Annotated in this window: 14 protein-coding genes and 1 tRNA gene; 7 read left to right on the forward strand and 8 right to left on the reverse strand. The window is 69.6% G+C overall.

The window, feature by feature from the left end:
- The first annotated feature begins 8 nt into the window (after positions 1-8).
- Complete coding sequence (locus ACVN90_RS10925) at positions 9-467, forward strand: MarR family winged helix-turn-helix transcriptional regulator (protein WP_475098291.1); 459 nt, start codon at positions 9-11, stop codon at positions 465-467.
- On the forward strand, positions 464-1,696 hold the full coding sequence (locus ACVN90_RS10930) for an MFS transporter (RefSeq protein WP_475098292.1): 1,233 nt from the start codon (positions 464-466) through the stop codon (positions 1,694-1,696). Before ACVN90_RS10925 ends, ACVN90_RS10930 begins: the two co-directional genes overlap by 4 nt.
- Before the next feature lie 48 nt (positions 1,697-1,744).
- Here the strand turns inward: ACVN90_RS10930 and ACVN90_RS10935 are convergent.
- Positions 1,745-1,820 (reverse strand) — tRNA-Lys (locus ACVN90_RS10935).
- A gap of 94 nt (positions 1,821-1,914) precedes the next feature.
- On the opposite strand from ACVN90_RS10935, the gene ACVN90_RS10940 reads away from it, so the two are divergent.
- The gene (locus ACVN90_RS10940) at positions 1,915-2,742 is read left to right on the forward strand and encodes an inositol monophosphatase family protein (RefSeq protein WP_475098293.1); all 828 of its coding nucleotides are present in this window, start codon (positions 1,915-1,917) and stop codon (positions 2,740-2,742) included.
- Between the two features lie 52 nt (positions 2,743-2,794).
- Positions 2,795-3,373 (forward strand): hypothetical protein, encoded by a 579-nt coding sequence (locus ACVN90_RS10945; RefSeq protein WP_475098294.1) that lies wholly within the window; start codon positions 2,795-2,797, stop codon positions 3,371-3,373.
- 19 nt (positions 3,374-3,392) lie between these two features.
- Here the strand turns inward: ACVN90_RS10945 and ACVN90_RS10950 are convergent, their stop codons facing one another.
- From ACVN90_RS10950 to ACVN90_RS10975, 6 genes are all read right to left on the reverse strand, one after another.
- The gene (locus ACVN90_RS10950) at positions 3,393-4,967 is read right to left on the reverse strand and encodes a peptide ligase PGM1-related protein (protein WP_475098295.1); all 1,575 of its coding nucleotides are present in this window, start codon (positions 4,965-4,967) and stop codon (positions 3,393-3,395) included.
- Entirely contained in the window at positions 4,964-6,100 is a 1,137-nt protein-coding gene (locus ACVN90_RS10955; protein ID WP_475098296.1) for a response regulator, read from the reverse strand. The genes ACVN90_RS10950 and ACVN90_RS10955 overlap by 4 nt, the downstream gene beginning before the upstream one ends.
- On the reverse strand, positions 6,090-6,482 hold the full coding sequence (locus ACVN90_RS10960) for a response regulator (RefSeq protein WP_475098297.1): 393 nt from the start codon (positions 6,480-6,482) through the stop codon (positions 6,090-6,092). Before ACVN90_RS10960 ends, ACVN90_RS10955 begins: the two co-directional genes overlap by 11 nt.
- On the reverse strand, positions 6,479-8,728 hold the full coding sequence (locus tag ACVN90_RS10965; protein WP_475098298.1) for a hybrid sensor histidine kinase/response regulator: 2,250 nt from the start codon (positions 8,726-8,728) through the stop codon (positions 6,479-6,481). Before ACVN90_RS10965 ends, ACVN90_RS10960 begins: the two co-directional genes overlap by 4 nt.
- 105 nt (positions 8,729-8,833) lie before the next feature.
- Positions 8,834-9,247 carry a YkvA family protein gene (locus ACVN90_RS10970; protein ID WP_475098299.1) on the reverse strand — a complete coding sequence of 138 codons (414 nt, stop codon included), beginning with the start codon at positions 9,245-9,247 and terminating at the stop codon, positions 8,834-8,836.
- Positions 9,248-9,251: 4 nt separating this feature from the next.
- Positions 9,252-9,812, reverse strand: coding sequence for a Chromate resistance protein ChrB (locus tag ACVN90_RS10975; protein ID WP_475098300.1), 561 nt, complete (start codon positions 9,810-9,812; stop codon positions 9,252-9,254).
- A 54-nt stretch (positions 9,813-9,866) separates the two neighbouring features.
- Between ACVN90_RS10975 and ACVN90_RS10980 the strand changes: the two genes are divergently transcribed.
- Entirely contained in the window at positions 9,867-10,406 is a 540-nt protein-coding gene (locus tag ACVN90_RS10980; protein ID WP_475098301.1) for a YaeQ family protein, read from the forward strand.
- 6 nt (positions 10,407-10,412) lie between these two features.
- Here the strand turns inward: ACVN90_RS10980 and ACVN90_RS10985 are convergent, their stop codons facing one another.
- Positions 10,413-10,829, reverse strand: a complete 417-nt coding sequence (locus ACVN90_RS10985) for an NUDIX hydrolase (RefSeq protein ID WP_475098302.1) — start codon at positions 10,827-10,829, stop codon at positions 10,413-10,415.
- Positions 10,830-10,878: 49 nt separating this feature from the next.
- Here ACVN90_RS10985 and ACVN90_RS10990 point away from each other — a divergent pair, with 49 nt between their 5' ends.
- Positions 10,879-12,360 carry an SDR family NAD(P)-dependent oxidoreductase gene (locus ACVN90_RS10990; RefSeq protein WP_475098303.1) on the forward strand — a complete coding sequence of 494 codons (1,482 nt, stop codon included), beginning with the start codon at positions 10,879-10,881 and terminating at the stop codon, positions 12,358-12,360.
- A complete protein-coding gene (locus ACVN90_RS10995) occupies positions 12,354-12,584 on the forward strand; it encodes a putative acetyltransferase (protein WP_475098304.1) in 231 nt (76 codons plus the stop codon). Before ACVN90_RS10990 ends, ACVN90_RS10995 begins: the two co-directional genes overlap by 7 nt.
- Positions 12,585-12,621: the final 37 nt, after the last annotated feature.

Here is a 12,621-nt window from a genome sequence, read left to right on the forward strand (position 1 = left end):
CTTTCGGGGTGACACACGACCACGACATCGAAACCCTCATCGTCGCCGCCCACGCGCTCACCCGCGTCGCGGCGCTCGAGACCGCCAACGAGACCCCCGCCGCACAATGGCGGACGCTCACGATCCTGCGCGACCGCGGCGCGCTCCGCATCGGCGAGCTCGCCCGCCTCAGCCGCGTGACGCAGCCCGGCATGACGCGGCTCGTCGGCCAGATGGCGGACCACGGGCTGGTGGTGAAGACGACGGATGCTGCGGACTCGCGCGCGACGGTCGTCGAGGTGACTCCGCTCGGCCTCGAAGCGCTCCAGACGTGGCTGCTCCAGCTCACGGCGGCACTCGCCCCGCACTTCGAGGACCTGGAGCCGTCGGAGTGGGAGGCACTGCGAACCACGGCCTCCGTCCTCATGCGCAAGCTCGACCGCACCCGCACGACGTCGGCCGCCGACGCGCAGGAGATCGCCCGATGAGCGCGCACCGCTGCACGACCGGCTCCGTGTGGCGCCAGCCCGCCCAGGTCTGGGCGGTCGCGTTCGCGTGCGTCGTCGCATTCATGGGCATCGGGCTCGTCGACCCGATCCTCCCCGCGATCGCCGAATCGCTCGAGGCAAGCCCCGTGCAGACCGAACTCCTCTTCACCAGCTATCTGCTGGTGACGGGCCTCGCGATGCTCATCACGAGCTGGATCTCGAGTCGCATCGGCGCGAAGGCGACCCTGCTCATCGGCCTCGCGCTCATCGTCGTCTTCGCTCTGCTCTGTTCGCTGAGCGGCAGCGTCGACGCGATCATCGGCTTCCGAGCCGGTTGGGGCCTCGGCAATGCGCTCTTCATCTCGACGGCGCTAGCGACGATCGTCGGAGCCGCATCCGGCGGCAGCGGTGCCGCGATCGTGCTCTACGAGGCCGCGCTCGGGCTCGGCATCGCGGTCGGCCCGCTCCTGGGCGGTCTCCTCGGCGAGATCAGCTGGCGCGGGCCGTTCTTCGGCGTCGTGGTGCTCATGGCGATCGCGTTCGTCGCCGTGCTGGTGCTGCTGCGCGGGCGGAGCGAGAAGCCCGTGCCGGTGTCGCTGTCGGCCCCGTTCACGGCGCTGCGCATCCCGTCGCTCGCTGTGCTCGCCGTCGCCGCGCTGTTCTACAACATCGGGTTCTTCGTGCTGCTCGCGTTCTCGCCGTTCCCGCTCGGCTTCGGCGCCATGGGCATCGGCTTCACGTTCTTCGGCTGGGGCGTGGCGCTCGCGATCACCAGCGTGTGGGTGGCGCCGCTGCTGCTGCGCTACATGGCCCGCACCACGGCCATGCTCCTGACGCTGCCGCTGCTCGCCATCGACCTGGTCGTCGCCGGGATCCTCGTCGACGACGCCGCGGCCCTGGTCGCCGCGATCATCGTCGGCGGGCTGCTCCTCGGCGTGATGAACACCGTGCTCACCGAGTCGGTGATGGAGGCGACCGATCTCCCTCGCTCGGTCGCGTCGTCGTCCTACTCGGCGGTCCGCTTCCTCGGCGGCGCCGCCGCTCCCCCGCTCGCCGCGCTCCTGTGGCACCTGTACGGGCCGACGGTTCCGTATCTTTTCGCCGCGGCATCCGTCCTCCTCGCCACCGCCACGATCCTGTTCGGCCGGCGCGCGCTCGCCCGCATCGACGAGCGCGAAGCGGATGCTGCGGATGAGGCCGCCGCCGTGCTCGTGGGCGACGCCGCCTGAGTCGCCGGAAACAGCAGAAGGGCGGTCCTTTCGGACCGCCCTTCTCAGTGGTGCACCCCCTGGGACTCGAACCCAGAACCCACTGATTAAGAGTCAGTTGCTCTGCCGATTGAGCTAGAGGTGCGCTGTTCACTTACGAGGCGAACGAGGATCAACATTAGCATCACGATCGCGTCTCGTGAAATCGAGGCGGGAACGCCCCGGCTATCCTTGATCTCGTGACCTCCCCCTCCCCCGTTTCGACGTTCGACACGCCGTTCGAGGGAGACCTCCGGGCCGATATCGATCTCGCTCTACGGTTGGCGGATGCGGCGGACGCGGCATCCATGTCCCGCTTCGATGCGGCAGATCTCGATGTGCGAGTGAAAGCCGACGCGAGCCACGTCACCGAGGCTGACCTGGCCACGGAGCGCGCCCTGCGCGACCTGCTGGAGACCGAGCGCCCGGGCGACGGCGTGTTCGGCGAGGAGTACGGCGTCACGGGCGACTCGGCGCGGCAGTGGATCATCGACCCGATCGACGGAACCGCGAACTACCTCAAGGGCATCCCGATGTGGACGACCCTCATCGCCCTCGCGATCGACGGCGTGCCGCGCGTCGGCGTGGCGAGCCAGCCCGCGATCGGCCGGCGCTGGTGGGCGGCGACCGGACTCGGCGCCTGGACCAACACGCCCACAGGCCCGCCGAAGCGCCTCGCGGTGTCGACGGTGGATGCGATCGCCGACTCGAGCGTGAGCTTCCAGAGCATCGCGCAGTGGCGCGACGCCGGCAAGCTCGACGCGTTGGAGCGCCTGACTTCGTCGGTATGGCGCGATCGCGGCTACGGCGACGCCTGGCCGTACATGCTCCTGGCCGAGGGGCGTCTCGAATTCGTCGCCGAGTTCGACGTCAAGGAGTACGACATCGCCGCGCTCGTGCCCATCGTGACCGAGGCCGGTGGCAAGTTCACATCGTTCGACGGCGACGACTCGATCTCGGAGCGCTCCTCGCTCGCCACGAACCGCGTGCTCCACTCCGCCTATCTCGACCTGCTCCACTCCGCCTGATCCCGCACCGCCTGACACCCGACCGCCTCCCATCCCCCACGGAGACTCTCTGATGCCTGCTCCCCGCATCCTCGGCACCGCCGCCGCCCTCGCCCTCTCCGCCGTCCTCCTGTCGGCCTGCGCCGGCACGCCCGAGGCTGCGCCCGAAGAGACGGGCAATGCGCAGACGCCCACCGCGGCTGCACCCGAGCCCTCGGCGACGCCCGAGCCCGCGCCCGCCTCGACCGAGGACCCGACCTGCACCACCATCATCGGAGAGTCGGTCGTGGCGAACTTCGAGAGCCTCGGGTGGAGCTCACAGGCGTCGCCGCTGTACATCGGCAGCACCGAGATCGAGGACGGCCTGCAGTGCATGTGGGCGGACTTCGAGGGTCCCGCCGGCGATCACGGGCAGATGTTCGGCTGGGCGCCTCTCGCCGACGACCAGGCCGTCGACCTGCAGGAGGAGCTCGAGGCCCAGGGCTGGGTGCGCGAGGAGGACTCTGCCGGGGTGTACATCACCGAGAGCGCCGACACCGCGATCGCGACGGATGCCGAAGGCTACGGCATGACGTACTTCTTCTCGCCCGGCCAGGTGAAGGTGGCCGACACGAAGCAGGGCCTCCTGCTGATCGAGTGGCCCCAGAGCTGATTCCGCCCGCCGGCGTGGGTCATCCCGGCAGGGGCTGCTCCGCGCGCGCCCGCGCGGCCTCCTCGAGAAGGATCCGGCCTCCCCGCTCGTAGAGCTCCATCGCGCGCTCGGGCGTGTCGCCGACCGCCGTCATGCCCAGGCGCCCCTGTTCGGTGATCGAGCTGATCATGTGGAACACGATGCCCTCCTGCCGCGAGCGGTCGAAGTGCAGGTGGTGGCGCGCCACGGCGTCGAAGAGTTCCCCCACCGAAAGGGCCCTGAGGTCGTCCCCCTCGAGGTGATCCGTCGCGACGAGGTGCTTGTGCCCGCCCTCCGGCGTGACGAACGCTCCCTCCTCCCCGTCGTAGCGGCCGTCGGTCAGGAACTGCAGGGTGAGGAACGGGTGCGTCGTCCCGCCTTTCCGGAGATTCAGCTCGATCGCCCACGACGACCATTCGCCCGCAGCATCCCTCACGACCACGAAGTCCAGCGCGAAGCGCCCCCGTACGCCCATGTCGGCGAGGCGCCGGGCGACCGCCATCGCCGGCTCGCTGATGAGGCGCGAGTAGGCGGGGTCCGCGGGGAACACGCACCCCAGGTAACTCTGCCCGCTCGGACCACCGAGCAGCTGGTCGTGCGTCGAGAGCAGCTCGATCGTGCGGTCGGGCAGCACCCTGAGCTGCACGCTGGGGCTCAGGATCTCTTCGCCGACGATGCGCTCCTCGACGATGCCGTGGCGGGTCGCCAGCGCATCGAGCATGTCGGCGGGGGTCAGCGTCTCGACCTCGGGCTGCATCGTTTCGAGGCTCCGGACGATCGCCGCCCGCCGGGCGACGCCGTCGAGCTCGCCGACCCCGGCGAGTTCGACGAGCGCGTTGCCCGAACCCGACACGCCCTCGTCGAGCTTGAAGATCATCTGCTGCACGGTGGGCTTCTCGTCCAGCACCGTCTCGATCGCCCGCACGGCATCGTCGCGGCTGCGCAGATCTTCGACGCCGAGCGGATGCTGCACACCGACGTCGCGGAAGAGCCGCCGGCAGCCCGTCTTGGTGCCGAGCGGGGCGAGTCGGTGGTCCGCGCCGTACATCGGGATGCCGAGCGTCAGCGCGAGATCGCGCTCGCGCTCCGTCGTGTTGTACGGAATGAGGTGGCATCGCTCGCGGTCCGGAATGCTGCGGGCGATGCGGGCCAGCACCCGCGGACGCTCGAGCACCTTCTCGCTCAGCGTGCGGTGCGTGCCGTCGCCCACCGAGATCAGGGTCAGCCGCGCGAGCGCATGGCTCGGGATCACCCCCGGCAGGAGCGCGAGGTAGTACTCGACGATGCGCGGGTCGATGGGCTGCGACGTGACGTAGGTCATCCGCAGCATGGGCTGGCGCAGCAGCAGGAGGAGGAACAGGAAGCGCTCCTCGTACGCCTGCACCATCGCCGCCGAGGTCGCGCGGCTTCCGACGGTGAGCGACGGCACCACGACGACGGATTCGTCCTCGACGTTCTGCTGCATGGCAGCCCAAACCGAGGGCATCCTCTGCTGCAGGCGATCGAAACGCTCATCTCGTTCGGCGTCGGTGAGGGATGAGAGCGTCGTCAGGGGCGCCGTGTCTGTGACAGTCATGGTGCGGCTCGATTCTCGGGATCACGGATGCCGTCCACGGCGTACGCACGGACGGCCCGGCTGAATCCGCGCACGTCGAGCTCCCCCACCGGATTCGCGGCGATGTGCTCTTCGACGGCGGTGAACGCGCGCTGCGCGACGAGGATCTGCCCCGCAGCCGCCGCGGCGCAGAGGCGCGCGGCGAGATTGGTGACGCTGCCGATGGCGGCGTAGTCGAAGCGACCTTCGAAGCCGATGCGGCCGAGCGTCGCGTAGCCCTGCGCCACGCCGATCCCGATGCCGAGATCGATCGCCCGCCGATGCCACAGCGCGGTGAGATCGCCCACGCGGTCCCGGATCTCGATCGCCATCTCGATCGCGTGGCGCGCGGGCTCGTCGAGCGGCAGCGGGTCGTTGAAGAACACCATGACGCCGTCGCCGGTGAAGCGCTCGAGCGTGCCCTCGTAGCGATCGATGAGCTCACCGAGCACCGCGTGGTACTCCGACAGCACGCCCATGACCTCTTCGGGCTCGCTCGACTCGGCGAAGGGGGTGAACCCACGGAGGTCGCAGAACACCACCACGATGTCTCGCCGGTGACTGGCCAGCACCGTTTCGTCGCCGTTGTCGAGCACAACGTCGACGACCTGCCGCGACAGGAATCGCCGCAGCCGGTTCACCCGCTCGAGTTCGTCGACCTGCGTCGCGACACGGGCCTCGAGCTCGACGTTCCAGCGGGCGAGCTCAGCGGCCTGGCGCTCGATCGTGTCGTGGTAGCGCTTGAGGCGCGCGAGCGACGCCACGCGCGCGATGAGCTCTGCCTGATCGAAAGGCTTGCTGACGAAGTCGTCGGCGCCGGCTTCGAGCGCGTGCCGCTTCTCCTGATCCCCGCTCGCCGTGATCATCACGACGGGCAGGAACCGCCACTGCGGCACGCTGCGAATGCGACGGCAGACCTCGTACCCGTCGATGCCCGGCATCATGATGTCGAGCAGCACGAGGTCCACGTCGTGCCGCGCGAGCTGCTCGAGAGCCTCCTCACCCGACGACGCGGTGACGACGCTGAAGCCGCGCGGGCTCAGCACCGCGTCCAGCAGCCGCAGGTTCTGCTCAAGGTCGTCGACGGCGAGCACGACGATCGGTTCATCGGGCATCAGCGTGTCCCCTGACGATGAACGCCGCCACCTGACCCGGCAGGTCGCGGATGCTGATCGGCTTCTCGAGGTAGCCGTCGAACCCGGACGCGTTCGCCCGCTCATGGTCCTCGCGCATCGCGAACGCGGTCACCGCGACGACCGGCACGGCCTGCAGCGCGGGATCCTCCCGCAGTCGGCGCAGCGCCTCGTACCCGTCGAAATCGGGCAGCTGCAGATCCATGAGGACGAGGTCGGGCTCGCACGTGGCCGCGAGCGCGACGGCTTCTTCGCCTGTGACCGCGGGCAGCACCTCGTAGCCCGACACCGTGAGCACGTCGCGCACGAGCTTGAGGTTGAGCGGGTTGTCCTCGACCACGAGCACCCGGCGGCCATCGTTCACGGCGCCTCCCCTCCTCGCGGGGCCGCCGCGACCGCACCGCTGAGCGCACCGACGTCACGCAGCGCGCCGACCAGCGCGTCGCGGTGGACGGGCTTGACGAGGTAGGCCGACGCGCCCATCGCGAGGCCACGCGCCCGCTCGTCCACGATCGACACCACGATGACGGGCACCGCGGCGGTGGCAGCATCCGTTCGCACGCGCCTCAGCACTTCCCAGCCGTCGGTCCGCGGCAGACGGATGTCGAGCAGCACGGCGGCCGGAACGTGCTGGCGGATCGCCGCGAGGCCCGCGTCGCCGTCGCGCGCGATGACGACATCCACCGCGAGTCCGTCGAGATACGCGGAGATGAGGTCGAGCGAGGCGCGGTCATCCTCCACCACCACGACCGTCGGCCGCCCGGTCTCGTCGTCCGTCGCGGGCGTCGCGATCGGCACACGACGCGGGATCGTGAACCCGAAGGTGCTGCCGATGCCGACCTCGCTCTCGAGCCACATCGATCCGCCGAGGATCGCCACGATCCGCCGGCACAGCGTGAGGCCGAGTCCCGTGCCCTCTTCGCTCTGCAGCCCGCGTCGCCCCTGCTGGAACGACTCGAAGATCCGCTCGCGATCTGCCGACGCGATGCCGATGCCCGTGTCGGCCACCGCGATCGCGATCTCGTGCTCGCTTTCGCGTGCCGTCACCGTGATGCGGCCGCCGTCGGGCGTGAACTTCACGGCGTTGCTCAAGAGGTTCACGAGCACCTGCTTCACGCGCAGTTCGTCGGATTCGACCGTGTCGAGCTCGTCGTCGACGTCGATGGAGAGACGGATGCCGTGCCTCGCTGCCCGCTCCCTCACCATCGACGCGCCGTACTCGAGTGCGGAGCGCAGCGAGAACGTCGACGGCTCGAGTTCCATGCGCCCGGCCTCCACCTTGGACAGGTCGAGGATGTCGTTGAGCAGCTGCAGCAGATGGCGGCCGGAGCCGAGGATGTCGCGCAGGTACTCGTCCTGCCGGTCGTTGAGCTCGCCGAACATGCGCTCGAGGAGCACCTCCGAGAATCCGATCACGGCGTTGAGCGGTGTGCGCAGCTCATGCGACATGCTCGCGAGGAACTCCGACTTGTGGCGGCTCGCGACCTCGAGTTCGGCGGACTTCGTCTCGAGCTCGCGGAACAGCTGCGCGTTCCACACCGCGAGCGCCGATTGGCCCGCGAAGTTCTCGAGGAAGTCGATGGTGTCGGCCGAGAAGTCCCCGGGCGTGCGACGGCGCACCACGAGCGCGCCGACGATCCGGTCGCCCCGCAGTACGGGTACGGCGACCATCGAGCGCCAGCCGTCTTCGTGCAGCAGCCGGAGATGGATGTCGAGTTCGACATCGTCGAGGTCGGCCACGGCGATGGGATGCCGCTCCCTCGCGGCGCGGCCGACGAGCGTGGTGTCGAGGTCGACCTTGATGCCGCGCAGCCGCTCGAGGAGGCGATCGCTCGCATACGCGCTGCGGACCGTGAACGCACGCTCGTGCTCGACGTACTCCATGATGGAGCCGCCGTCGCAGCCGGCGAAGCGCACCGCGTTCATGATGATGGTGGTCAGCACCTCGTCGAGGACGAGGCTCGAGCTCACCGCCTCGCCGACCTCGCTGAGCGCTTCGAGCTGATTCACCTTGCGCGCGAGTTCGACGCTGCGGTCCTCGAGGGCACGCACCAGGTGTACCTGACGCACCACCACGGCTGCCTGGGTGGCGAATGCCTCCAGCGCCGTACGCGCATGCGCGTCGAACGGCGCGACTTCGGTGCGCCACAGCGAGAGCACGCCCACGACTTCGTCATCGAGGAGCATCGGAGCCGAGATGAGGCTGCGGTAATGACCCACTTTCTGCGCGTCCTGGCGCCCGTAGTCGGCATCGGCGAGGACATCGTCTATCTGCTGCATCTGCCGATCCGTGGCCACGCGTCCGACGAGGCTGGCGCGGTCGAGCCGGAAGGGGTGCGCGGCGATGTAGGCGACCACCTCGTCGGGTACGCCGACCCACGACGACAGCCCGAACGTGTCTCCGTCTATGAGATACACGGCACCTGCGTCGGACCGGCACAGCCGGCGCGCGCTCTCGACGATCGTGTCGAGAGCGGAATCGGGGTCCGAAGCCGAGCGTCCGAGCGCCAGCAGCACCTCGTTCATCGCCGCGAACTGCTCCGTGGCGTCGGTGTAGCCACGCTGGAGGGTTTCGAGCTCCCCTTCGCCGGCTCCGTCCGAACGCTCCACGAGTGGCCTCCTCCCAGTGAGACCGCGCGTTCGCCGCGATGACAGGCCACATTGTCCTCGCGCCCGGGAGCGCATTCAAGACAGGCCTCGGCCGGACGTCGGGGCTCAGCGGGCGCCCACCAGCGACAGCAGACTCCCGAGTCCCTCGGGACTCCCCGGCCAGTGACGCTCGATGGCGGCCCTCCCCGCCGTTCGGATCGCGTACCGCAGCGCGATCGCGACGATGATCGCATCGTCGGCGTACCCGAGCACCGGGATGAAGTCCGGCACCAGGTCGAACGGCAGCAGCAGGTACACCAGCAGCCCGACGAGCCACCACCGAGTGCCCCGGGGCACCTCAGGATCCGCGATCAGTCGCTTGAGGAGTACGACCACGTCGGCCACGAGCCGCATGATCTGGCGCCAGTCCACATCGCGGCCGGCTCGGCGCTGCTGCGCCCACAGGATGAGCAGCAGCACCAGCCAGACCGCCACGAGCCCGCCGAGCACCGAGAGGACGATGACGGCCCATTCCGGCATTCGGTCAGCCCTGCGCAGTGCCTGGCAGGTTCGCGGCGAACACCCGTTCGGCGAAGCCGGCGAGCTTCTCCGTCACGTCGTCGAGTCGCTGCGTCGCCGCCGCGGCGATCTCGAGTTCGGCGACGTTGCGGCGGCGCAGGTCCCGGTGCCAGCGGCGCAGGCGCTCGAGGCTCTGCTCCTCCTCCTCGAGCTCGCCGAAGGTGAACTTCTCTTTGGCGATCTCGCGGTCGATCTCGTCGGAGAACTTGCCGCAGTCGGCGATGAACTCCTCCCACTCGTCGGTCCGCGCGGCGAGGAACGCGTCGCGCAGCAGGGCGATGTCGTCGTCACCATGCGAGGAGGCTGCCAGCACCGCCAGTGTTCCGCCGCCCCGTTCGGCGAGTTCGCGCACCGTCGGCAGCGCTTCGGTGAAGGCCGGCAGATCGGGTACGGTCCACGCGCCGGACGCGGCGGGCACGGCGCCGACACGGCGAAGCTCACGCCAGACCGCGACGCGGTGCCGCGACGGCTCCGCCGGAACCTTCGGAATGATCAACAGCCAGGACACCGATGTATCAGTCGTCATGCGCTGACTGTAACACTCGTTACACCCCAGTCCAACCGCGTAGGCTCGATTCCCATGGCGATCGGCGTGACGATGTACACCTTCGATATCCAGCTGGCCGACGTCGACCGGAGCGTCTACGAGGATCTCTCCGTGCGTGTGGCGCGGCATCCGTCCGAGACCGACGCGTTCATGCTGACGCGCGTGCTCGCGTACGCGCTCGAGTACGAGGAGGGCATCGGGTTCAGCGAGGGCATCTCGGCGACGGACGAACCGGCCGTGCTCGTACGTGATCTCACGGGCGCGCTCGTCGCCTGGATCGAAGTGGGAGCGCCGGATGCCGCGCGCCTGCACACCGGCAGCCTGGCGGGCGCGCGCGTCGCGGTGTACACGCACCGCGATCCGGCGAAGGTGGCCGCGCCGTGGGCGGGCAAGAAGATCCACCGCGCCGACGAGGTGGAGCTCTACAGTTTCGATCCCGGCTTCTTCGACTCGGCCACCGCCGCGCTCGAACGCCGCAACACGATGACCGTCTCGATCACCGAGCGGCGCCTCTACCTCGACCTCAACGGCTCTTCGTTCGAGTCCGAGATCCACGCGGTCACCGCCGGCTGAGCCGGATCAGCCCGGCAGGAAGTTCTCCCGCGCAAGCGGGGCGATCTCCAGGTGCTGCGCGTCGGCACGCGAGACCCAGCGCAGCTCTTCGATCTCCGCGTCGGTCACCGGCACCTGATCGCCGATGTCGGCCACGAACACATCCGCCACCACCAGGAAACCCGGCTCGTTCGCCGCAGCAGCCGTGAACAGGCCCCGTGAATCCAGCTGATCGGGCTCGACGGACAGCCCGAGCTCCTCGAACAACTCGCGGCTCAGCGTCTCGGCCGGCGTCTCGCCCGGCTCGGGCTTGCCGCCTGGCTGCATGAACGCCGTCGTGCCCGCCTTCCGCACCAGCAGAAGCTCGTCGCGGTCGTTCAGAATGACCGCGGCCGACACACGGATGCTGCGCGTCGACGTCGGTGCCGGGTTCGAGGTGCTCACGAAGGCACGCTAACAGGAACCGCCGAACCGCCCCGGCGTAGAATCACGTGTGCTTCCCGATTCCCCCGCGCCCTCCGACCTGCCGCCGAGCGGCATCGACCCGGACGATCTGGCGACCACCCTGCGGGTGCTCGCGATCATGCCGGGTGTCGACGAGTCGCACCCCGATTACGTGGCCGTCCGCCGCGCCACCGCGGCGATGTTCAAGGCCGTCAAGAAAGTGCGGCGCCGCGAGATCCGCGAGGCGATCGCCTCCGCCGACCGCGCCGTCGTCGCCGCGACGGCCACCGGAGCCCCCGACCGGATCGACGACGAGACCCGCGGCATCCCGATCAGCTCATCCACGACCGCGCCCACCGCGGGCACGCTTCTCAAGCCGCGCGCCTGCTACATCTGCAAGCAGCCCTACACGATCGTCGACGCGTTCTACCACCAGCTCTGCCCGACGTGCGCGGCGATGAGCCACGCGAAGCGCAACGCACGCACCGACCTCACCGGCAAGCGCGCGCTGCTGACCGGCGGCCGCGCCAAGATCGGCATGTACATCGCGCTGCGCCTGCTGCGCGACGGCGCGCACACGACGATCACGACGCGCTTCCCCCGCGACGCGGTGCGCCGTTTCAGCAGCCTGCCCGACGCGCCGGAGTGGATCGACCGCCTCAAGGTCGTCGGCATCGACCTGCGCGATCCCGCCCAGGTGATCGGGCTGGCGGAGGATGTCGCGGCCGCCGGTCCGCTCGACATCCTGATCAACAATGCGACCCAGACGGTCCGCCGCTCGCCCGGCGCGTACCAGCCGCTCGTCGACGCCGAGCTCGCCCCGCTGCCCGACGGCCCCCTCCCCGAGCTCGTCACGTTCGGCCACACCAACGACCGTCACCCGCAGGCGCTGGAGCGCTCGGTCACCGCCCACCCGATCCTCGCCGCGGCCGCCGCGCGCGCCGACGAGCTGACCGAGCAGGCGATGGCGGCGGGTTCCAGTTCGCTCGAGCGCCTCGCCGCCGGCACCGCGATCGATGCCGGCGGACTGATCCCCGACCTCGACCACACCAACTCGTGGGTGCAGAGCGTCGAGGAGGTCGACCCTCTCGAGATGCTCGAGGTGCAGCTCGCGAACACGACGGCACCGTTCCTGCTGGTCTCGAAGCTGCGGGCGTCGTTGGCCGCGAGTCCCGCGCGCCGCACGTACGTGGTCAACGTCAGCGCGATGGAGGGTGTGTTCAATCGCGGATACAAAGGGCCGGGGCATCCGCACACCAACATGGCCAAGGCCGCGGTCAACATGCTGACGCGCACGAGCGCGCGCGAGCTGTTCGAGACCGACCGCATCCTCATGACGAGCGTCGACACCGGCTGGATCACCGACGAGCGCCCGCATCCGACGAAGGTGCGGCTCGCCGAGGAGGGCTTCCACGCTCCGCTCGACCTCGTCGACGGTGCCGCTCGCGTCTACGACCCGATCGTGCGCGGCGAGGCGGGCGAGGATCTGTTCGGCGTCTTCCTGAAGGACTACGCGCCCGGCCAATGGTGAACCTGCCTGAGCCGGGCCACCGGGTGGTCGTGCGCTACATCCTGCCCACGGGCCAGGCGACGGACGCGCTCGGGATGCTGCTGAGCACGGACGCCGAGACCGTCACGGTCGACGGCAAACGCGGTGTCGAGCGCATCCCGCGCGGCGCGATCATCGCCGCGAAGGAGGTGCCTCCGCCACCCCCGCCGCGCGCGCCGAGGCGCCCCGGTCCGCCGATCGAATAAGGGGTTGATCGGGAAGATCCTCGCGCGACACGTGAGC

The organism is Microbacterium sp. F01, from assembly GCF_056156365.1.